Genomic DNA, 20,492 nt, shown 5'->3' on the forward strand with positions numbered 1-20,492 from the left:
TTAGCCCTTCTCCGAACGCCGCCGCTGGAGTTCGGCGTCGATGAACTTCTCGATCTTGCCGTTGAGCACATCCGTGGGGTTGCCCTCGACGTTGGTGCGGTGGTCCTTCACGCGGTTGTCGTAGAGCACGTAGCTGCGGATCTGTGTGCCCCAGCCGCGGTTGAGGTCGCCGCCAGCGGCTTCCTTGATCTCGGCGCTGCGCTTCTCTTCTTCGATCTGCTCGAGCTTGGCCTGCAGCAGCGTGAGGGCCTGGTGCTTGTTCTGCGGCTGCTCGCGGTGCGTGCTCGCCACGAACATGATGCCCGTGGGCTTATGCACGATACGGCAGGCGCTGGCGACCTTGTTCACGTTCTGCCCGCCGGGCCCGCTGGAGCGCGCGAAGAACGTGATGTCCAGGTCCTTCTCGGGGATCTGCACGTCCATGTCCTCGAACTCGGGCGTGACGTCAACGGTCGCGAAGCTGGTCTGCCGCTTGCCCTGGGCGTTGAAGGGGCTCACGCGGGCCAGGCGGTGCGTGCCGCGCTCGCAGTTGAGGTAGCCGAACGCGAACGCACCCTTGATGTGCAGGGTGATGTGGTCGATGCCGGTCTCGACACCGAAGCCCTTAGACACCTCCTCAACCTTCCAGCCCATGTTCTCGAAGTAGTAGAGGTACATGCGGAAGAGCATCTCGGCCCAGTCGTTGGCCTCGGTGCCGCCGTCGCCGGCGTGGATGGTGAAGTAGGCGTTGCGGTGGTCGTGCTTGCCGCTCAGCAGGCTCTGCATCTCGACCTTGTCCATGTTGGTCTGGAGGTCAAAGAGCGCCTGGTCGGCCTCGGCCAGCAGTTCCTTGTCCTCGCCCTCGCGGGCCATCTCGTAGGCGACCTGCGCCTCCTCGAAGGCCTCAACGACCTTGTCGAGCGGGCCGAGCTGGGCCTTAATGACCTTCAACTCGCCCACGGTCTTCTGGGCGGCGTCGGGGTCGTCCCAGAAGCTGGGCTCGCCCATCTGGGTTTCGAGCTGGGTGAGCTGTTCGTGCTTGCTGTCGTAGTTAAAGAGAGTCGCGGATGGTCAAGATCCGCGCCTCGAGGTCATCGATGACCGGCTGGTGGGCGTCAAAGTGCATGGGGCTTGGTCCTGGAATAATGGCATGTCTGGATTCGGTGAGGGTGATGGTAGCGGGCCGGGCCGAAAAATCTGTTTCGTCCGCGCCGCGCGGGGGAGTTGGCTCCGTTCATCCTTGTGGGAGACACAAGAGTCCCGAACCAAAGCCACAGGAGAACCCCATGCGAATCACGACCGTTCTGAGAGCCGCCACAGTGGCCCTGGCCGTTCTGGCCGTCGCCGCGCCCTCGATCGCCCAGGAAGATCCGGGCAGCCCGCGCGTCCTCAACCGGGATCCGATCATCGTCAAACTCGAGTTTGGCGGTGGATCGTTGGAATCATTCGTGAAGGCCCTGCGCAAAGCCGCTAGCGACAACCCGATGAACATCGTGTTCAGCCCCGAGGCTGCGAGCCTGCCGGTGGCCCCCATCACCCTGCAGCAGGTCGATACCTACACGGCCCTGCGGAGTGTTTCGGAGTTGATGAAGGTCACGCCCATGCTCGGCGAAGACCGCCGCTCGATCGCGTTGGATATCGGCCGCATTGCCGGGAACGGCGCTCCGGTGTACTCGATCGAGGTCTATGATGCCAGACAGCAGCAACAGATGCGCACGCACAGAAGCGGAGCCATCGTGCCTGCTGCAGAGCTCCACACCGCCGTTCACTCCATCACCGAGCTCACCACCGGCAGCGGCGCCATGTCCGCCGACGACGTGCTCAGCGCCATCCAGGCGGCCCTGGCCATCGAGGGTCCCGACGACGAGACCAAGATCCGCTACCACGAGGAGACCGGGCTGATCTTCGCCCGCGTCACACCCGACCAGGGAAGCGTGATCGAGCTCACGCTGATGAACTTGGAACGCTCCCAGCATGCCCGCCAACGCAGCGATTCGAAGTCAGAGGCGGAGACCATCTACCAGATGACGGGCACGCGCAGCGTCGACGAACTGGTCACGCGTGTGCGTTCGGCCGACGGCTTGCGTGGCCGCGTGCTCGAGCTCCAGCAAACCATCGCGGAGCTTCAGACCCACATCATCAACCTGCAGGGCGAACTCGACCGCCGACGCGACGGGGACGGCGAGGACCGCGACTGAGCCCGCCGTGCCGCCCGAGGCCCCGAGAGAGAAGGTGACCGGCCCGGGCGCTCGACTCCCCGACGCCCGGGCCATCACCGCGCGCCTCGCGAGGGGCGATCAGGAGGCATTCGCCGTGTTCTACGAAGCGACATTCGACAACGCCGTGGCCGACGCCCATCGTCTCACGGGAAAGGACGAGAGCTTCTGCCTCGACGCGGTGCAGGACGCGTATCTCCGGGCTGCGAAGAGGCTGCCAGCGATCGACTCGTGGGGCGCGTGCCGCACGTGGCTTCGAACGGCCATCGCTAGCAGCGCGGTCGATCGCATCCGCTCGGACACCGCCCGTGCGAAGCGCGAATCCATGCCACGCGACACGACGACGAACGCGACCGAGCACGGTGAGCGCCTGCAAGATCTGCTCGACCGCTTGCAAACCCAGCTCGACGACCGCCAGTGGCACGCCGTGCGTCTGCACATCGGTGGCGGGCTGCCGCTGTCGGCCGTCGGCCGGGCCATGAGCCTCAGCCGCCACGCCGTGCATGGACTGGTGCGCCGAGGGGTGGCAAACCTATCCAATGGGAATTCGGGGGGAGCCGCTCCGGGGAAGGGAGATTCCAATGACGCCTGATCCAACCATCCATGAACGTAAGGCCGATATCTTGCGACTCGGGCAGGAGGCCGTCGCCCAGCGCGGGGCGCGACGCCGCGCCCGCCGCCACGCCGTGGTCATGGTCGCGCTGGCCGCCGGCGCGACGGTGCTGGCCGTCACGCTTGCGCCCACGCCGATCCACCCCGAGGGCCCGATCGCCCACGACGACGCACCCGCGCCCACGGGCGTCGCCATCCAGCGTGTCGCCACCTCGGCCGGCCTCGCCGAATCGCTCGAGGCCGCGCCCGACATCACGGGCATCTCACGGGTCAGCGGGCCCGCAACGAGGGTCCAGCGCGTGAGCACGCCGGTGCCCGTCGAGCGCATCGGCGATCGAGAGGCCCTGGCCCTGCTGCGCGAGGCGGGCACGCCCGCGGGGCTCATCCGGGTCGAGGGCCGCGTGACGCTGGTGTACCACGATCGGGAGCCTGCGGACGGGCCCAGCAGCCGGGCTCCGGCGATCGAACCGGCGTGGGTGCTGGCTCGCCACGCCGTGGCAATGGGCGATTGGCAATAGGCATTGGGCATTGGGCCGGATCCAAGCCACGCGAACCTTCCCTCTCCATCTTCCCATTGCCAATCGCCAATTGCCATCCCCCGGCCCGCACGGTGATACCGTCGGGCGTGCCCGACACGCTCGCCCAACTCCTGGCCCAGGCCGTCCAGACCGCCCCGGGAAGCGGCAACGCGCAGCTCGCCCGCGGCTGGGTCGCCCTGCTGGGCCTGGCCATCGCCGCCATCGTGCTGGTGGTTGGGCTGCTGGTGGTCACCAGCCTGCGGCGTACGAGCCGGGGCAAGGTGCCGACCAGGACCCCGCACGTCGACGCCTGGGCCGAGGCCGGCAAGCGCGCCCCCGCCGCCCCGAGCGCCAGCGACATCCTGGACGGAGACGGGGACGGCGATGACGACGAGTGACCGCCCCCCCACACCCGTCGCGCTCGTCACCGGCGGCGCCAAGCGCGTGGGCGCGGCCATCGCCGAAGAACTCGCGAAGCGCGGGCTCGACACCATCATCACGTACAACACGAGCAAGGACGAGGCCGACGCGCACGCGCGTTCCCTGCGCGAGGAGAACGGCGTGCGCACGTGGGCGGTCGCGTGTGACCTTGCCGACCCAGACGCCGCCGCGCGCACGTGCCTCGAAGCCGCTCGCGAAGCCGGCCGCCTGGACGTGCTCGTCCACAACGCCTCGGCCTACCACCCCACGCCGCTCGATGAGTTGGACTGGAAGCACGTCCGAGACCTCTACGCCATCAACGCCGCCAGCCCCCTGCTCATCACCGCCGCCCTCGCGCCGATGCTGACAACCTCGACCATGCCCGGCGGCGGCGCCGTCGTCGCCATGGCCGACATCCACGCGCTCGGCCGCCCGCGTAAGCGCTTCAGCGCCTACAGCATGTCGAAGGCCGCGCTGGCCGAACTCGTCCGGACCCTCGCCCGCGAGCTGGCCCCCCAAGACGGAAAACCGGGCGCACGTGCCAACGCCGTCGCCCCCGGCGTCGTCGCCTGGCCCGAGTCGGGCTACGAGTCCGATGCCGCGTCGCAAGAGGCCTACCTGCGGCGCGTCCCCCTCCAACGCGCCGGCACACCCCAAGACGCCGCAAAACTCGTCGCCGCCCTCGCCCTCGACCACACGTACGTGAACGGCGAGATTGTGCGGCTTGATGGGGGGCGGTGGCTCGCTTAGAAGCGGCAATGGGCAATGGGATTCTGAACCGAGCCGCGAGCGTGAGCTCGCGGCCCCACCGTGCGGCCGAACACAACCGGCACGCCGGGGGTGGCCGATGGCGTACACGGCGTGGCCGCGAGCGTCCACGGAGCGGCTCCGGGCGTGCCGGGAGCGGTTCGGGGTCCACTCGCAGGAACGCCCGGCCCGCCGGAAGGTCTTCGGGGCCCGCCGGGAGGAGCTCTCGGCGCGTCGGGAGGAGTTCCTGACGCGTCCGGAAGAGCTCCTGGCACGCCAGGAACTCTTCTTGGGGGCGCCAGGCCGGTTTCTCTATCGGACGTGGGATGAGAAGCTGACACACACCCATCCGTGCAGTGCCAAAGCTATGCATGAAGCAGGACGCTTCAATAAGGGCAAACACTTATTCCTATATCCAGATCCATACGTTACACTGGGTAATCTGGGGCAGTGGATCCGGTGTTTTATGTCAACATAGAGCGGCAACTCAAACCGAAACGTGTAATGGAGATCACAAGATGAGAGCCATACGAATCTTGGCCGTGTCAACGCCAATTCTGCTTGCGGTCTTTGCGGCACCGGCCGAGACCACCGAGAACCTGCAGTGTCCCCAGCCCGGCAGCACCGTGGTCTTCTACGTAGACGACGATGCGACGGGCGCGGCGGGCCCGTGGTATGTTCACCGCGACCGGATCGATCTGCCGGTCAAGGACATCGCGACCGCCAAGCAGCTCGTCTTCGACATGCGCGCCAACTGCGGCGATCTCAATGCGCTCGACTACTACATCAAGGTGTACATCAGAGCCGGCACGTACGCGCCAGAGTTAGACCTTACCGCCGGAAGCGTTCCGCTGCCGGTCGCGCTCGAGTTCGACAACCAAGATAGCGGAGCGCCGGGCTTTCCGATCATCTACAGCGCGTACACGACCGACGGCGGCGCGACGTACGAGCCCGTGCTCATCAGCGGCGGGGTCGAGCTGACCGACTGGACCACCCAGAAGCCGCCCGGGGTCTCTTCGACCCGCTGGTGGACGCAGGAACTGCCGTGGGGGCCCGTAGATTTCAAGGACGAATATGTCCCTCGGGACCTGTACGTCGACAACACCCGGGCCGTCCGGGCTCGCGAGCCGGATGTCGTCGACTCGCCATCGACCGACGGATTTGCCGACGTGGAGACGGCGAACTACACCATTGTGGAGATGGGTCCACAAGTGGATGATGATGACAAATTGTCGAACACTTATACCATCGATATAAATCACGTCTTTCCCATCGCATCGACCACGCCTCGCGCTTATGACGAGATGCGGGGCACCGAGGTTGTCATGCGCAACAGCGGCGCGTGGATCTCGCACCGCCAGTACGTGCGGGAGTTTATTCCCGGAACACCCGATCCGGAGACACCCATGCCCGGCCAGACCCGGGTTCGCCTGCACGACATGCTTGGCGTGCCGGAGATGCAGGCTGAGTACGTCATCGAGGCGGACTCGATGAGTTGTCGCAGTCTCACGCAGGTGTATCTGGAGAACGCGCACGAGTTCATGGACGAGCCGTTCGAGTGGTTCTTCAACCCACCCGGCACCGCGGCGCCGGCATGGAACGACAACTTTCTCTGGATCGTCCTGCCCGACGACCGAGTGCCCCATGGGCCCGGTTACGTCGGCACGGATCCGTGTCCCAGCTGCCCTGAGACGCCTGACACGAAGATCATTGTTGCGTACGCACGAGAGTTGTTCAAGTTGGTCAACTGTTCGCACGTCGAGTTCGAGGGCCTGAACTTCGCGCACACACGACAGGAGCTACCGAGACCAGTCGGTTATGACCAGATTCACAACGGCCAGTTCGTTCCAGTCCGGGAGGCGATGCCAGGCGGTGGCCCAACCGACACCTACGAGCGCAGTGGTGAGGGCACACCGAAGTATCGGAAGTTTGAGGTTGACGGACTCAGTTCTGATCCCACCATTCCCGTCGACCTCGACCTACGTCTCGATTACCCACGACTCGGATGGTTTGACCGCGGCCGGGCCTTGAAGTTCTTCCAGGGACACTCTCCCCAGTCGGCCGATCCACTTGTCGAAGACGATGATGTCCGGATCACGCACGGAGCCGCAGTCCGGATCGTCAACGGCGAGGACTGCGTCGTCCGTCGATCGCGACTCGCCCACTTGGGTGGTGCAGGCGTCATCATCGAGAACGGCAGTGGCCACACGGTTTCAGGCAATGAGGTCTTCGATACGGGCGCATCGGGTGTTATTGTGGTCAGGCTGAACCGTGCTACGCATCGGTGGATGACTGAGGGCATCCAGGTCGTGCCGGATGACTTCACGATCACGTCGAACTACATCTATGAGATTGGGCAAACGTACTTGTCGAGCCCGGCCATCCACATCGGATGGACCGCTCGGTATCACCCAATGGACCCTGTTGGCGCCGACGATGGAGGATTCGTCGACTACAACTACATGAACGAGCTTCCCGCCGATGGTGTCTTTCTCGGGAATCAGACCAGTGACAGCAAAGCGAGGCCGCAGACTCGTGGTGTTATGGTCCGCTATAACATCGTACGCAACCCGGCCCAGTTGATGGACGACATGGCTGGCATCGTCATGATGCGAGACGGGGACGACAGCGAGGTTAGCGAAAACGTCGTGTTTCAGGATCCACCCTGGACCACCACGACGAAGAGAGGCCTCTACACCGATGGAAACAGCATGTTTGCCGATCCTGGAGTCTCCCAGGGACCGGGCCAGTCGGGATGGACCATCGCCGATAACTGCGTGTGGGGTTATGTCATCCCGTTTAACATGAATACCACAGTTACATGCCCGCAAGACAATATGTGGAGTAATAACTATACAAATCTTATCAAACCGGAGCTCAAATGCAGGTCTTGCTATGTTACCACCTGCGACGCCGCGTCTATGTTCTCCCACCCCCGTTGCGACAACCCTCCCGGCTGGTTGCCAGTTCTTGCCACCTTTGATTGCGGCAACGGGTATGACCAATGTACTCCGTATATTCCATTCGACCTGACCTTCACCAGGATTACCTATGATTCTCTTCTCCACGATCCAGCGGCTCGATCACCGGCGGCGTCATTGATTGTTGATGGTGCTGGACCGTCGACGTCCGACCAGGCGCACCTTTACACTACGTACTTAGACCTCATCCACCCAACCAATCCACCGGCACTCGATCGCACACCGCCAGATCCCTAAGCCTTATCAGCGTCAGCAACACCTCGCACCCATTGGCACGCAGATCGCGTGCCAATGGGTGTTGCATGCTTTGTGAACACTGACATTGCGAGTACGTGCTCGTTCGGCGATCCATTGAACAGCTCGGGCGCCCTCAGCACGACCTGTTAGGCCATTGAAACAGTTTCCGGACGGCCGGAATACTCTCTTCTTCGAAAATGACACAAGCGGACTCAAGCCCCCCTCCCATCCACTCGATACATGCCATACGGACGGCACAATCGGCACGGGGCCGGTGGCCAGTTCGCGAGCCATTGACCGCCTCTGGGAGCATCGAGATGTCACGGACCCCCACGACCGAACAGGCCTACATCGCCTTCGCCCGCCAGCACTACACCATCTGGAGCGGCGGACAGGCCGGGCCCCCCGCGATCGGGTTGTCGTCGCTCCAGTTGCAAGAGACGAGCGATGCGACCGACGCCGCCGAGGCGGCCTACGCCGCGGTCCTGGCGGCGCGTGACGCATCCAAGGCGGCCACCGAGGCCAAGGACAACGCCATGGCGGCCCTGCAGGCGGTCATCGGCGGCGACATCGACACCATCGACGCCTTCGCCAAGGCCACCAAGGACCCCAACGTCTGGGTGCTCGCCCAGATCCCCGCGCCCAAGGAGCCCAGCGAGCGCACCGCGCCGCCGGCCCCGGTCTTCGGCGAGCTGCTCCAGACCGGCAGCGGCTTCATCCGCGGCACCTTCACCGTCGTCAGCGGCGGCGGGGCCCAGTACCAGCTCCAGCGCCGCGACACCGCCCTGGGCGGCACCACCGGCGCGTGGACGGTCGTGGGCGTGCTGGCCGACAAGACCTTCGAGGACCAGGGCGTGCCCGTGGGCCTCTTGAAGGTCGAGTACCGCGTGCGGGCCCAGCTGAGCACCGGCATGGCCAGCCCGTGGAGCAACGAGGTGGGCTTCAACTTCGGCAGCCAGGGCAGCCCCGAGAGCCCGATCACTGCCGGCAGCATCGTGCCGGTGACCGCCGGGGACCACAGGGCCGCCGGCTGAGTCGAAACGACGCCCGAGGCCGTAGACTCCCCCGCGCGACCGTTTGCCCGCGCTGGGGAGTTTTTCATATGCGTATCAAGCTCGAGAGCGTGCCCGTGTCCGACCAGGCCCACGCCCTGGCGTTCTATACCGAGAAGCTGGGCTTCGTGAAGAAGCAGGACATCGCGATGGGTGGCCCAGAAGACAAGAACCACCGCTTCCTCACGGTCGTCTCGCCCGACGATCCCGATGGCACCGAGCTGATGCTCGAGCCCGCCGGCGAGCACCCGGCGACCAAGACCTACAAAGCAGCGCTCGTCGCCGAGGGCATCCCCATCACCGCCTTCGAGGTCGACGACTGCCGGACCGAGTACGAGCGCTTGAAAGGCCTGGGCGTCGAGTTCAAGGGCGAGCCCGCCGAGATGGCCGGGACGGTGATGGCCACGCTCGACGACACGTGCGGGAATCTGGTCATGATCTACCAGACGCCGGCGGGCTAACGCCCGACTACGCGCGCCACGCGGCAAGCGCGGCGGCCGCGTCGGTGCCGCCGTCGATCACGCCGATGGTCTGGCCCACCGACGCGGGCTGGTCCAGGCACGCGGCCAGCACGGCCGCGGTGTTCGCGCGGCTGGTGGACGGTTTGGCGTGGCCCTTACCGTCTGGCGCGATGAGCTCGACGCCGGTGGGCCCGTCGTCGTCGTCATGCAGCGCGCCCGGGCACACGATCGTGTAATCCAGGCCCTTGCCCAGCGCGTCGGGCATGGTGCGCACGAAGTCATCGGCCCGGCCCTTGGCGCGGCGCCAGTGCGGGATGGGATCGTCGGTGGCGTCGCGATCGGTGTTCAGCCCGCTGAGCAGCACGAAGCGCTTGGCACCGGCATTGAGCGCCGCGACGGCCGAACGGATGGGCCCGAGGTGATCGATGAGCACGGTCATGTCCTCACCCGTCTTGCCGCCCGATCCCGCCGCGAAGACCACGGCGTCGCAGCCCCCGCCGGCCTCCAGCGCGTCGTCGATGGGGTGCAGCAGGTCGCCCATCACCGTCTCGACGCCGATGTCGGCGAAGCGGGCCTTCTGGTCTTCTTTGCGGATCATCGCCACCGGCGTGTGATCCGAGCCCTTCAGTTGCTGGACGACCTTGAAACCGGTGTCCCCATTCGCCCCGATGATTAACGCTCGCATGGTCTGGCTCCTTCGTGTGGAGGGGCCCGAGCGCCCCAGCCTTGTTGGGGTCGTAGCGCCGAGGGACCGCCGGGGCGGATACGAAATTTTTTTTCATGCGGGTATGCGGTCCGGATAGGTCCTGGCGTCGCGACAGCGCCTTTTATTTCGTCGGAGGTGCGGCATCGAACATTCCCACGAACCCGAAAACCAGGAAACGATCGGGCGGGCACGCGGGCGGCCGGATGCCGAGACCACCGATCGCCAGAACGAGCGCGACACCGAGGACGAGGCGTATCAGCCTGTCATTCTGAAGCGCACCGACATCGCCCTGCGTCATCCCGACGACACGCTACAACTGGCCATCGAGGAGGGCGTCGAACAGAACGACCGGCGCTGGCTGTCGCTGCTCCTGTCCTCGATCGGCGCTGGCGGCACGATGGCCTTTACCGCCCTGGCGGTCGGCTCGATGTCGGTCGCCGTCGAACCGATCGCCCATGACATGGTTCGCCGGGTGCTGGTGGCGTCGGTGTACCCGTTGGGCTTCGTGCTGTGCCTCATGAGCGGCACGCAACTGTTCACCGAGCACACCGCGCTCGCGGTGTATCCCGTGCTCGACCGCCGGCTGCCGGCTCGGTCCCTGGGTCGCCTCTGGGGCACGGTGTGGCTGGGCAACATGCTGGGCTGCCTGCTTGGCGCGGCGCTGCTGGCCGCGGCCGAAGAAGTGGTGGGCGCGGCAGACGGGTACGCGACGCTCGCCGAGCACTTCATCGAGCCCGATCTCTGGGCCATACTGGCGAGCGCCGTGCTGGCTGGGTGGCTGATGGCCCTGGGCGGATGGCTGGTGCTGGCTACGCCGGCGGGCTCCGCCTCAGTGCTGCTGATCTACTTGGTCACCTTCCTCATCGGCCTGGGCGGGCTGCACCACTCGATCGCCGGCACGGCCGAGCTGTTGGTGGCCCGCTTCACCGGTGCCGACCTGCCCGCCGGCCCTGTAGCCATCGCACTCGGTGCCGCCATCACCGGCAACCTCTTCGGTGGCTCGATCTTCGTTGCCCTGCTGAACTACGGCTCGATCCGGCACACGCGCAAGGACGAGTCCTGATCGAAGGACCTCTGCCGTGGCCGACCGAGCTACCCCTCCTCGCTCTCGCGCAGCTTCGCCAGCACGGTGAAGTCTTCGAGCGTGGACGTGTCCTGGCCGGTGTCTTCCTCACCCGCGGCGATCGCGCGGAGCAGCCGGCGCATGATCTTGCCGCTGCGGGTCTTGGGCAGGGCCTCGGCGAAGCGCACCTGGTCGGGGCGGGCGATGGCACCGATGGCGTCGGCCACGTGCGCACCCAGTTGCTTCTTCAGATCGTCGCTGGGCTCGACGCCGCCCGCGAGCGTGACGAACGCGGCGATGCCGGTGCCCTTGATCTCGTGGGGCACACCCACAACCGCCGCCTCGACGACCGCGTCGTGGCTCACCAGCGCGCTCTCGACTTCCATGGTTCCCAAACGATGACCCGAGACATTGATGACGTCGTCGATGCGGCCCATGATCCAGAAGTTGCCGTCCTTATCGCGCCGCGCGCCGTCGCCGGCGGTGTAGACGGGCTCGCCGTTGATCTTGACCGTCGAGAAGTACGTCTCGATGAAGCGGTCGCGGTCGCCGTAGACGCCCCGGAGCATGCCGGGCCAGGGCTTGCGGATGACCATGAGCCCGCCGTGGTCGGCCTCGCACTCGGTGCCGTCGGGCTTGGTGACCGCGGCATCAACGCCAAAGAACGGGCGCGTGCATGAGCCGGGGGGCGTGGGCGTCGCGCCGGGCAGGGGCGTGATCACGTGGCCGCCGGTCTCGGTCTGCCAGTAGGTGTCCACGATCGGGCACTTGCCGCTGCCGATCTTCTCGCGGTACCACATCCACGCGGCGGGGTTGATGGGCTCGCCCACGGTGCCGAGCACCTGCAGCGAGTTCAGGTCGTGTTTAGCGGGGTGCTCGTCGCCCCACTTCATGAACGCGCGGATGGCGGTGGGCGCGGTGTAGAAGTGCGTGACCTTGTGGCGGTGCACGACGTCCCAGAAGCGGTCTTCGGCCGGCTCGTTCGGCGCACCCTCGTACATGAGCGTGGGCACGCGATTGGGCAGGATGCCGTACACGATGTAACTGTGCCCGGTGATCCAGCCGCAGTCGGCGGTACACCAGTAGACCTGGTGGGCGTCGGGGGTGAGGTTGAAGACCTGCCGGGCGGTGTGGGCCGTGTAGAGCAGGTAGCCCGCGGTGGTGTGGACGATGCCCTTGGGCTTGCCCGTCGAGCCGCTGGTATACAGCAGGAACAGCATGTCCTCGCTATCCATCGGCTCGCACTGGCACTTGGGGCTCTCGGCCTCGACCATCGTTTCCCAGTCGTGGTCGCGACCATGATGCACGGCGACCTCGTTGTGGCAGCGGCGCAAGACGAATACCGAAGTCACCGGGCTGGCGTCGCCCATCTTCTGGATAGCCTGGTCGACGTTGTCCTTCAGCGGCACGACCTTGCCACGACGCCAGCCGCCATCGCAGGTGAGGATGATCTTGCTCTTGGCGTCGGTCACGCGGTCGGCGATAGCCTGGCTGCTGAACCCGCCGAAGATGACCGAGTGCGGGCAGCCGATGCGGGCGCAGGCGAGCATGGCGATGGCGAGCTCGGGCACCATGCCCATGTAGATGGTGATGACGTCGCCCTTGTGTGCGCCCTGCTTCTTGAGGGCGTTGCCCAGGCGGGCGGTCTGCTCTTGCAGGTCGCGGTAGGTCAGGCGGCGGATCTCGGGGGCACCACCATCGACCGGCTCGCCCTCCCAGATGATGGCCGTCTCGTCGCCGTGGCCCTCGTCGACGAATCGGTCGACGCAGTTGTCGCATGCGTTGAGCGTGCCGCCCTCGAACCACTTGGGCTCGGGGAAGCCGCCGGTGAGCACGTGCTTGAACGGGGCCGACCAGCGCAGGCGGGACGCGACCTCGCGCCAGTAGTCGTTGGGGTCTTGCACCGACCGGCGGTGCTCGGCCTCGTAGGCGGCCATCGAGCCCACGTGCCAGGCGGCGGCCCCGTGGTGGCCCAGCGTCTCGGCCGTGGGCGGCGGGAAGAGGCGGTCCTCGTGCAGGCTGCTCTGGATGTCCTGGTTGGTGTCGGGATTGGCCATGATCGAGGATATGGCCGTCTGGGAAGGAGAGAAGAGCGGATCACCACAGAAGCACAGAGGCACGGAGAAAGGATGAGAGGGGATCGGGGCGCGTAGGCAGACAAGATGACGCTGCTTACGCCTCAGCCCCGTTGTCGGCGTTCGTGATTCGGTCAGGGCGGGTCGGTCAAGGTGGATCGGTCAGGGTGCTGGAGGACGAGACGTCCTCGATCAGGCTCGGGTGGATCGTTCCGATGACGGCGGCGACGGCGATTGTGGCCAAGACGGCAGCCCAGAAGTTCAACTTCCAGGTACCCCGTTGGCCGCCGATGGTGCAGTAGTACAACACGAACGCCAGCCAGCAAAAAGTCCCGGCGATGGGGATCCAGAACAAGATCCCCAGCCAGCCCCAGAACTTATCCTCGTCGTAGAAGGCCGAACTGACCATCATGAAGTACGCCACGAAGTACCAGATGACGCCTAACAGGAGGGCGGGCATCGCCGCCTCTTTCGACGCGAACGCCAACCCCGGAAGCAGGACGAGCATCGCCGCGATGACGATCAGGAACACGGCCCCGCGCGAAAGGCGCGGCGCCCGGCGATCCTTCTGCGGCTTGGCCTTGCGCACCTTCGTGCTCATCGCCTTGCCCGAGGCCGAGTCGAACCCGCATTGCATGCACACGACGGTCCCGGCCGCCTTCGGGCTGCCACAGTTGGGGCAGTGGGAGGTCGAACTCGATTCGGGGGCCTGGGCGTCGCCGAGGTAGTCGTCCATGCTGAAGCCGATGTCGGCACCGGCGGCCGGGGCATCGTCCTGGGCAACGGCCACCGGAGCCGTCGGCGGTTTGGGCGTCGGTGCTTGCTTGGAGCGCTTCTTGGCTTCGACGCAGGCCTGGCACGCGTACTGCCCCTTGGAGTCCTTCAGGCGCGGGCGTGCGGCGCAGTCGTCCCCGCAGATGATGCAGATCTTCTCGGCTGTCATGAATTGGGTCCCCCTGATCGCTGCGGGGGCCACCCCACTGCCTGCCCGAGCATAGCAGTGGCCGGTATAGCAACCCACCCCCACACATACCCCCCTACCATGCCGCTCGTTTCTGGGTTGCACGGGCTGGCGGCTAAAACTGGGCCGCGGCACTCTTTTTGGGAGACTTTCACGCTATGGCCATCCGCTTGGGCATCAACGGTTTTGGACGCATCGGCCGCCTCGTCTATCGCATCGCGGCCCAGAGCCCCGACGTGACCGTCGTGGGCGTCAACGACCTGGTGCCCGCCGATAATCTGGCGTACCTGCTCAAGCACGACACGATGCACGGCCGCTTCCGCATCGGCGGCGAACTGGCCGACGTGCAGGTGAACGACGCGGGCTTCACCGTCAACGGCGAGCAGACCAATGTGTTCGAGGAGCGCGACCCGGCCAACCTGAAGTGGGGCGACCTGGGCGTTGACGTCGTCATCGAGAGCACCGGTTTCTTCACGGCCGGACCAGATGCGCAGAAGCACATCGATGGGGGCGGCGCGAAGCGCGTCATCATCAGCGCCCCGACCAAGACCACCGACACGGTGCCCACGCTGTGCTACAAGGTGAACCACGAGCAGTACGACCCGAGTAAGCACAAGGTGGTGTCCAACGCAAGCTGCACGACCAACTGCCTCGCGCCGATCTCGAAGGTCATCGACGACAACTTCGGGCTGGCCGAGGGGCTCATGGCCACCATCCACGCCGTCACCGCGACCCAGCCCACCCAGGACGGCCCGAGCAAGAAGGACCTGCGTGGCGGGCGGAATGGCTACATGAACATCATCCCCGCCAGCACCGGGGCGGCCAAGGCGGTCACGCTGTGCCTGCCCCAGCTCAAGGGCAAGCTGACGGGCATGAGCTTCCGCGTGCCAACGGCCGATGTGAGTTGCGTCGATCTTACTTTTAAGACCAGCAAGTCCACCAGCCTGAAGGCCATCAACGAAGCCATGAAGGCCGCGGCGAGCGGGCCCATGCAGGGCGTGCTGGGCTACACCGAGGAGCCGGTGGTGTCGAGCGACTTCATCGGCGACCCGCACAGCAGCATCTACGACGCCGAGGCCGGCATCGAATTGAACGACAAGTTCTTCAAAGTCGTGAGCTGGTACGACAACGAGGCGGGGTACGCGAATCGATGTGTTGATATGGCGCGGTATGTGATGAGCCGGGAGTAGGCGTTACTGCTGCAGCACCGCGTCGGCCGGCGGCGCGAAGCCGGCTTCCTTGAGCGTGTTGACGCGAACGAACTTGGCTTTGAGGTCGAACACCGCGTCGCCCAGCCAGAAGCCGTCGACGGTGACGCGGTGGAACATCTTCAGGCCCTTGCCGCCCTCGACCTCGCGCCAGTCGCTGAAGGCCATGTAGACGGGCTCGCTGGGCGGGCCCTGCGTGATGCCGATGGGGCGACCGGTCTGCGGGTCGTAGTAGTACTGTGCCAGCGGCGGCTCTCCCGGATCTGGTTCCCCTTTGGGCGAGAGCACGTCCGCTTGCGTGCTCTTGAATTCGCCCTGGCCGCGTGACTCGAGCGGGTTTCGGTTCTCGAAGTGGCTGTGCGTCGGATTGATGACCGTCAGCGGGAACGACGCGAAGTCGACGACCTGATCGACCATCTCGTTCCGGCCGTACTCCATGTCCGGGTCGACCTCGAACATCTCGACTTCCTGACCTTCCCACTCTCGCCAATACCTGTCACCCTGGGTGCCCGATCGCCCTTCGGTGGGCCCCATCCGCATGCCGTACCACGCGGCACCCGAGCGCGACCACGCGAGATGGAATACGAGCGGATTGCCATCGCTCTGGCCCTCGAAGCGGACCTCCAGCGTGCGGACGTTGTCGAGCGCCGCGGCACCACCCACGAATGCGACCACGCGTTGAGCCACGGCCCGGGCGTCTGGATCCATCGTCTCAAGGGCGGCCAGGGTCCGCGACGGGCCGCTCATGTCGGCGCCCCAATCGGGTGCATTGTTCTGGCACCCCGCAAGGCCCAGGCCCAACGCTGCCACGATCATCGCTTGCCAGGTTCGCATCGAGCACCTCCCGCGGCGTTTGTCTCCCGCTGGCACGATAGGGCGGTGTGGGTGTGCGTTCATCCAGGAGATGAACGAGCCCCTCGCTCGCGCGAGGGGCTCGTTTTTGACGGATACCGGCTAAACTCACCCCATGATCGAATGCCTCGCATGCCTTGAAACCATCACGCCCATGCTCGCCTTCCTGGCCGACGACGCCGTCGCGCCATCGCCCGAGCATGTTGGCTTCTTCACCGCCGCGGGGCTCATCGCCCTGCTCACGCTGACGACCCTCGAGATCGTCCTGGGCATCGACAACGTGGTGTTCATCGCCATCCTGGCCAACCGGTTGCCCAAGGAGAAGCAGGCCAGGGCCCGCACCATCGGGCTGCTGCTGGCGATGGTGATGCGGCTGATCCTCCTGGCTCTCGCGTTCCTCATCATCCAGCTCAACGAGCCGTTCTACACGATCCCCTGGGTCGACATCCCGCTGTCGGGCAAGAGCCTCATTTTGCTGGGCGGCGGGCTGTTCCTCATCGCCAAGGCGACGATGGAGATCCACCACATGGTCGAGGACGGCGGGGCCCACAAGGACGACCCCGACGCCCGCCCGGGCATGGGCAAGGCGGCCGCCAGCTTCGGCGCGGTCCTGTTCCAGATCCTCATGCTCGACCTGGTATTCTCGCTCGACTCGGTCATCACCGCCGTGGGCATGACCAGCAACTACTGGATCATGGCGACCGCGGTGGTCATCTCCATCGCCGTGATGATCGCCTTCGCCGGGCCGATCGCCCGCTTCGTGCAGAAGCACCCGACGATGAAGACGCTCGCCTTGGCGTTCCTGGTGCTCATCGGCGTCTTGCTGGTGGCCGAGGGCGCAGGCCAGCACCTGCCCAGGGGCTACATCTACTTCGCGATGGCCTTCGCGCTGATCGTCGAGATCGTGAACATGAAGGCGGGGCACCGGCGCAAGCTGGGCGCCAAGGGCGCGGGCGCGACGCCCACGCCGCCCGAGGGCGATTCAGCCTCATAACCAGGACCAATGAGAAAGACGGGCCCCAGAGGGACCCGTCCTTCGTCCGAACAAGTGGGCGATACAGGACTTGAACCTGTGACCTCCTCGATGTCAACGAGGCGCGCTAGCCAACTGCGCTAATCGCCCGCATGGTCGCCCCCCTACCGCGCCTGGCAGCCAGGAGGGCCCGGAGTATATCGGCCCGCAACCCATCAGGCGACAGCCCGTACAATCTTCAGGTCGCCACGAAGCCACCCCCCGCCACCGAGGCGGCCGGGTCGGCCCCCGCCAGCCAGCGGCCCAGCCCCGGGCCCCTCCCCCCCCAACCGCCCGGGCACACAGGAGGCCACCATGCGCCCCACCCGTTCGGCCCTGCTCGCTCTCACGCTCGTTGGCACGCTGCCCGCAGCATCCCTCGCCCAGGACGCCCCGGCCACGCCCGCGCCGTCGTCGCTGCCCACGGTCGACGACCCGGCCGCCATCGGGCAGGAACTGGAGACCCAAGAAGAACTCAAGGACGCCCTCAAGGCCCACCACCTCCGCCGCGAGCACCTCGAGGTCGAGCTGCGCCGCATCCGCCACCGCTACTTCCGCAACCCACGGGCCCAAGACCTGCGCGCCGCCGGTTTCGAGAAACTCAAGGCGTACAACGACCCGGCCATCTTCGAGTCGATGATCGAGATCTTCAGCCGGGCGGGCGACGACGTGGTCGAGTTCATCATCGACCACCTGGCCTCGCTGGAAACTCCCGAGGCGCTGGCGACCGTCGCGTGGACGGCCGTCTTCGACAGCCACGCGCGCCGCCGCGCGATGGCCACCGACACGCTGGCCGACACACTCGACGGGAAGGATGCGCCGCGCGCCGTCAAGAGCGTCGTCGCCGATGGGCTCCGCCGCGCCCACGACCCGCACGTGGCCAACGCCGCGGGCCTGGCCGCCACGCTCAAGATGGCCGACGCCATCCCCGCCATGATCGCCAGCCAGGTCGTCGGCCGGGGCAACGGCTCGGGCGGCGGCAGCCTGGCGTACATCCTCATCGGCCAGCAGCAGGCCTTCGTGAGCGACCTCGAACCAGTGGTCGGCGACAGCGCCGTCGCGTTCGACCCGACCCTGAGCGTCGTGACCGAGGGCGTGGTGCTCCGCGTGATGGACGCCGTCGTGGTCACCTACCGCGTCGAGGTCCACGACGCCCTGGTCCGCCTCACCAGCGACCTGAGCGGCCGCGACACGAGCTACCTGGGCTGGGACGTGCCCAAGTGGCGGCAGTGGTACACGAAGGAGTTTTTGCCGGAGTATGCAGGGCGGAAGTAGGCTTGGACCAAGCAGAAGAGCATCAGGTTGCCCCTTTTCGCTATGACGCTTTCTCTGCTTCAAGGATCTTGCGACACAGTTCTGTGATGGACCCCGCAGGCGCATCGAGTCGCTTGGTGATCGAGTCGATGGGCGAAGCGACAGTGCCAGATTGAGCTCTAACCGCAGGGGCGGGGCCGGCGTCGTCGTAGTGCATGACCCACTCGCCAGGCAGCAGACCACAATAGAAATTGCCAAGCAGGGTGCCGAGACCGGTTGTGAGAGTGACCGCGTCGCATCGCTGGGCACTACTGTCTTTGCGCCACGCCTCAAGCGTCGCATCGAGCACCGGCGGCGAGAGTTGCCCGTCTGGCGCGGTGCCATATTGGCGGATTAGCGCCGTGCCCGCGTTACGCCACACCTCAAGTTGCGCCACGACCTCGACCGTCAAGGGTTCACTCCGCTGCCCCTCCCACCAGGCCGTATCGGGCTTCCTCTCAGCAATAGATCCCGTTGGCGAAATTAGAACCTTGGTGTTGGTGATTGCGAGGCGCTTCGAGTCGTAGTCTCGTCGCATGCGCACACGGAAAGATTGATCGCCATCAGATGTATATATGTGCGGAGACACGGGATGTTCAGCAACCATAAAGCGTTCGAGCGATGTTGCGGCCGTGTTATTGGTGTCCGGCAGCCGAAAGGCAACCAACTCGTCAACGGCTGGGACGCACAAGCCGAACTCATCACCAAGATGCGTTTGGCAAAACGTGACAAAACTTGGCTCGACGAATAATCCGGAAACAAACGCCGTGCCCTCTATGACAATGAGCGTTACCTGACCGGCCGGACCCCTGAACGCTTGCACAACGCCCGGCCGCTGTGCGATTTCGGCAAGATTCTGTCGAGCCTGCACCATGGCTGCATCGAAACCGCCATGTTCTTGCAGGTCTACGTCGGTAAGATATCTCCAGCCCTGCTCGTCACCATCCACAATGCAGAGGATGTGGTCATCAAGCCACGGCCGGTTCGCGAAGACTTGCGAGCCCTCGCCCAAACACGCGTCGAGCCGGACCTGAGGGTAGACCGCCATTCACTCATCTCCCTTGGGACAGTCATCGGCCAACCGAATTCTCAACCGCTTCCGGTGCCTAGAACCTATTGCACCAACCCCTTCGTCAACCGCATGAACGCCGTCTCCAGGTTCACCGCTTCTTCGGTGAAGTGCTTCAGACGGAACCCGTGGTTGATGAGGATGCTGGGCACGTCGGCGATGGCCACCGAGCCCTCCTGGTCGAGCGTGAGGTGGATCTCCACGCCGTCGTCGCCGTCGACCAGGTCGGCCTTCTTCACGCCGGGCAGCTTGGCCAGCACCTCGGCCGCGTCGGGCGAACGCTCGACCACCTGCAAATGCAGCACGTGGCCCACCCTCGCCCGGTTCAGCGCCTCGCGGACGGTGCCGGTGTAGAGCAGCTTGCCGCGCTCGATGATGCCAACGACGTTGCACAGCTCGGCCAGCTCGTGCAAAATGTGGCTCGAGATCAGGATGGTCTTGCCCATCCGCTTGAGTTCCTTCAAGAGCTCCCTGATCTCGATGCGAGCCCGCGGGTCGAGGCCCGATGCGGGTTCGTCCATCAGCAGCACCTTCGGGTCGTGCAGCAACACCCGCGCCACGCTCAGCCGCTGCTGCATGCCGCGGCTCAGGCTGTTCACCTCGGCGGTCGCCTTGTACGTCAGGTCGGTCAGCTCGAGCACGTCGCTCACGACGGTCTTGCGTTGCTTGCCGTGGATGTCATACGCCGCCGCGAAGAACTCGAGGTACTCGGTGACGACCATGTCCTCGTACGCGCCCATGAAGTCGGGCACGTAGCCGATGAGCGGTCGGATCATCCGGTTCTGGTAGCCGATGGTGTGCCCGGCCACCTGGGCCTGCCCGCTGCTCGGCTTCAGCAGCGTGGCCAGCACCTTGATGGTCGTCGTCTTGCCCGCGCCATTGGGGCCGATGAAGCCGAAGCAATCGCCCTCGTCGATCGCCAGATTGAGATTGTCCAGCGCGACGAGTTCGCCGTAACGTTTGGTCAGGTTGATGGTCTCGATGATCGGCACGCGACACTCCCTTGCTCGCCCCTTGCCGGGGCTCCTCG

20 protein-coding genes and 1 tRNA gene are annotated in these 20,492 nt (G+C 65.6%); 12 read left to right on the plus strand and 9 right to left on the minus strand.

The window, feature by feature from the left end; translation table 11 throughout:
* Positions 1-987 (minus strand): peptide chain release factor 2, encoded by a 987-nt coding sequence (prfB, locus tag NCW75_08425; GenBank protein UYV11329.1) that lies wholly within the window; start codon positions 985-987, stop codon positions 1-3.
* Between the two features lie 278 nt (positions 988-1,265).
* On the opposite strand from prfB, the gene NCW75_08430 reads away from it, so the two are divergent.
* The 8 genes from NCW75_08430 to NCW75_08465 all read left to right on the plus strand — a co-directional run bounded on the left by NCW75_08430 (position 1,266) and on the right by NCW75_08465 (position 9,223).
* Positions 1,266-2,177, plus strand: a complete 912-nt coding sequence (locus NCW75_08430; GenBank protein ID UYV11330.1) for a hypothetical protein — start codon at positions 1,266-1,268, stop codon at positions 2,175-2,177.
* Between the two features lie 7 nt (positions 2,178-2,184).
* Positions 2,185-2,787: a sigma-70 family RNA polymerase sigma factor gene (locus NCW75_08435; GenBank protein ID UYV11331.1), complete on the plus strand. Its 603-nt coding sequence runs from the start codon at positions 2,185-2,187 to the stop codon at positions 2,785-2,787.
* Positions 2,777-3,325: a hypothetical protein gene (locus NCW75_08440; GenBank protein ID UYV11332.1), complete on the plus strand. Its 549-nt coding sequence runs from the start codon at positions 2,777-2,779 to the stop codon at positions 3,323-3,325. Before NCW75_08435 ends, NCW75_08440 begins: the two co-directional genes overlap by 11 nt.
* 107 nt (positions 3,326-3,432) lie before the next feature.
* Positions 3,433-3,723 (plus strand): hypothetical protein, encoded by a 291-nt coding sequence (locus NCW75_08445; GenBank protein ID UYV11333.1) that lies wholly within the window; start codon positions 3,433-3,435, stop codon positions 3,721-3,723.
* Positions 3,710-4,495 (plus strand): SDR family oxidoreductase, encoded by a 786-nt coding sequence (locus tag NCW75_08450; protein UYV11334.1) that lies wholly within the window; start codon positions 3,710-3,712, stop codon positions 4,493-4,495. Before NCW75_08445 ends, NCW75_08450 begins: the two co-directional genes overlap by 14 nt.
* A gap of 539 nt (positions 4,496-5,034) precedes the next feature.
* The gene (locus NCW75_08455) at positions 5,035-7,710 is read left to right on the plus strand and encodes a right-handed parallel beta-helix repeat-containing protein (GenBank protein ID UYV11335.1); all 2,676 of its coding nucleotides are present in this window, start codon (positions 5,035-5,037) and stop codon (positions 7,708-7,710) included.
* A 317-nt stretch (positions 7,711-8,027) separates the two neighbouring features.
* Positions 8,028-8,744: a hypothetical protein gene (locus NCW75_08460; protein UYV11336.1), complete on the plus strand. Its 717-nt coding sequence runs from the start codon at positions 8,028-8,030 to the stop codon at positions 8,742-8,744.
* 68 nt (positions 8,745-8,812) lie between these two features.
* Positions 8,813-9,223, plus strand: a complete 411-nt coding sequence (locus NCW75_08465) for a VOC family protein (GenBank protein ID UYV11337.1) — start codon at positions 8,813-8,815, stop codon at positions 9,221-9,223.
* Positions 9,224-9,230: 7 nt separating this feature from the next.
* Here the strand turns inward: NCW75_08465 and NCW75_08470 are convergent, their stop codons facing one another.
* On the minus strand, positions 9,231-9,908 hold the full coding sequence (locus NCW75_08470) for an SDR family oxidoreductase (protein UYV11338.1): 678 nt from the start codon (positions 9,906-9,908) through the stop codon (positions 9,231-9,233).
* A gap of 142 nt (positions 9,909-10,050) precedes the next feature.
* Positions 10,051-10,227, minus strand: coding sequence for a hypothetical protein (locus tag NCW75_08475; GenBank protein ID UYV11339.1), 177 nt, complete (start codon positions 10,225-10,227; stop codon positions 10,051-10,053).
* Between the two features lie 72 nt (positions 10,228-10,299).
* Between NCW75_08475 and NCW75_08480 the strand changes: the two genes are divergently transcribed.
* Positions 10,300-10,992: a formate/nitrite transporter family protein gene (locus tag NCW75_08480; protein ID UYV14186.1), complete on the plus strand. Its 693-nt coding sequence runs from the start codon at positions 10,300-10,302 to the stop codon at positions 10,990-10,992.
* A gap of 29 nt (positions 10,993-11,021) precedes the next feature.
* On the opposite strand, the gene acs is transcribed toward NCW75_08480, so the two are convergent.
* Both acs and NCW75_08490 read right to left on the minus strand, forming a co-directional pair.
* Positions 11,022-13,049 carry an acetate--CoA ligase gene (acs, locus tag NCW75_08485; protein ID UYV11340.1) on the minus strand — a complete coding sequence of 676 codons (2,028 nt, stop codon included), beginning with the start codon at positions 13,047-13,049 and terminating at the stop codon, positions 11,022-11,024.
* A 166-nt stretch (positions 13,050-13,215) separates the two neighbouring features.
* Positions 13,216-14,010: a hypothetical protein gene (locus tag NCW75_08490; GenBank protein ID UYV11341.1), complete on the minus strand. Its 795-nt coding sequence runs from the start codon at positions 14,008-14,010 to the stop codon at positions 13,216-13,218.
* A gap of 176 nt (positions 14,011-14,186) precedes the next feature.
* Between NCW75_08490 and gap the strand changes: the two genes are divergently transcribed.
* Positions 14,187-15,218, plus strand: a complete 1,032-nt coding sequence (gene gap / locus NCW75_08495; GenBank protein ID UYV11342.1) for a type I glyceraldehyde-3-phosphate dehydrogenase — start codon at positions 14,187-14,189, stop codon at positions 15,216-15,218.
* A 3-nt stretch (positions 15,219-15,221) separates the two neighbouring features.
* Here the strand turns inward: gap and NCW75_08500 are convergent, their stop codons facing one another.
* Positions 15,222-16,070 (minus strand): hypothetical protein, encoded by an 849-nt coding sequence (locus NCW75_08500; GenBank protein ID UYV11343.1) that lies wholly within the window; start codon positions 16,068-16,070, stop codon positions 15,222-15,224.
* A 133-nt stretch (positions 16,071-16,203) separates the two neighbouring features.
* Between NCW75_08500 and NCW75_08505 the strand changes: the two genes are divergently transcribed.
* Complete coding sequence (locus NCW75_08505) at positions 16,204-17,082, plus strand: TerC family protein (protein UYV11344.1); 879 nt, start codon at positions 16,204-16,206, stop codon at positions 17,080-17,082.
* A gap of 55 nt (positions 17,083-17,137) precedes the next feature.
* Here the strand turns inward: NCW75_08505 and NCW75_08510 are convergent.
* Positions 17,138-17,211 (minus strand) — tRNA-Val (locus tag NCW75_08510).
* Between the two features lie 204 nt (positions 17,212-17,415).
* Here NCW75_08510 and NCW75_08515 point away from each other — a divergent pair.
* Positions 17,416-18,375: a hypothetical protein gene (locus NCW75_08515; protein ID UYV11345.1), complete on the plus strand. Its 960-nt coding sequence runs from the start codon at positions 17,416-17,418 to the stop codon at positions 18,373-18,375.
* Between the two features lie 40 nt (positions 18,376-18,415).
* On the opposite strand, the gene NCW75_08520 is transcribed toward NCW75_08515, so the two are convergent.
* Positions 18,416-19,441 (minus strand): hypothetical protein, encoded by a 1,026-nt coding sequence (locus NCW75_08520; protein ID UYV11346.1) that lies wholly within the window; start codon positions 19,439-19,441, stop codon positions 18,416-18,418.
* Positions 19,442-19,506: 65 nt separating this feature from the next.
* On the minus strand, positions 19,507-20,454 hold the full coding sequence (locus NCW75_08525) for an ABC transporter ATP-binding protein (protein ID UYV11347.1): 948 nt from the start codon (positions 20,452-20,454) through the stop codon (positions 19,507-19,509).
* Positions 20,455-20,492 lie beyond the last annotated feature (38 nt).

Origin of the sequence: Phycisphaera sp. (assembly GCA_025916675.1) — a bacterium.
Taxonomy (GTDB): domain Bacteria; phylum Planctomycetota; class Phycisphaerae; order Phycisphaerales; family UBA1924; genus JAHCJI01.

Excerpts from the sequence above, each read along its gene's own strand:
- prfB (UYV11329.1), bottom strand. The coding sequence starts at position 987 with ATGGGCGAGCCCAGCTTCTGGGACGACCCCGACGCCGCCCAGAAGACC.
- NCW75_08430 (UYV11330.1), top strand. The coding sequence starts at position 1,266 with ATGCGAATCACGACCGTTCTGAGAGCCGCCACAGTGGCCCTGGCCGTT.
- NCW75_08440 (UYV11332.1), top strand. The coding sequence starts at position 2,777 with ATGACGCCTGATCCAACCATCCATGAACGTAAGGCCGATATCTTGCGA.
- NCW75_08450 (UYV11334.1), top strand. The coding sequence starts at position 3,710 with ATGACGACGAGTGACCGCCCCCCCACACCCGTCGCGCTCGTCACCGGC.
- NCW75_08460 (UYV11336.1), top strand. The coding sequence starts at position 8,028 with ATGTCACGGACCCCCACGACCGAACAGGCCTACATCGCCTTCGCCCGC.
- NCW75_08465 (UYV11337.1), top strand. The coding sequence starts at position 8,813 with ATGCGTATCAAGCTCGAGAGCGTGCCCGTGTCCGACCAGGCCCACGCC.
- NCW75_08470 (UYV11338.1), bottom strand. The coding sequence starts at position 9,908 with ATGCGAGCGTTAATCATCGGGGCGAATGGGGACACCGGTTTCAAGGTC.
- NCW75_08475 (UYV11339.1), bottom strand. The coding sequence starts at position 10,227 with ATGACGCAGGGCGATGTCGGTGCGCTTCAGAATGACAGGCTGATACGC.
- acs (UYV11340.1), bottom strand. The coding sequence starts at position 13,049 with ATGGCCAATCCCGACACCAACCAGGACATCCAGAGCAGCCTGCACGAG.
- NCW75_08490 (UYV11341.1), bottom strand. The coding sequence starts at position 14,010 with ATGACAGCCGAGAAGATCTGCATCATCTGCGGGGACGACTGCGCCGCA.
- gap (UYV11342.1), top strand. The coding sequence starts at position 14,187 with ATGGCCATCCGCTTGGGCATCAACGGTTTTGGACGCATCGGCCGCCTC.
- NCW75_08500 (UYV11343.1), bottom strand. The coding sequence starts at position 16,070 with ATGCGAACCTGGCAAGCGATGATCGTGGCAGCGTTGGGCCTGGGCCTT.
- NCW75_08505 (UYV11344.1), top strand. The coding sequence starts at position 16,204 with ATGATCGAATGCCTCGCATGCCTTGAAACCATCACGCCCATGCTCGCC.
- NCW75_08515 (UYV11345.1), top strand. The coding sequence starts at position 17,416 with ATGCGCCCCACCCGTTCGGCCCTGCTCGCTCTCACGCTCGTTGGCACG.
- NCW75_08520 (UYV11346.1), bottom strand. The coding sequence starts at position 19,441 with ATGGCGGTCTACCCTCAGGTCCGGCTCGACGCGTGTTTGGGCGAGGGC.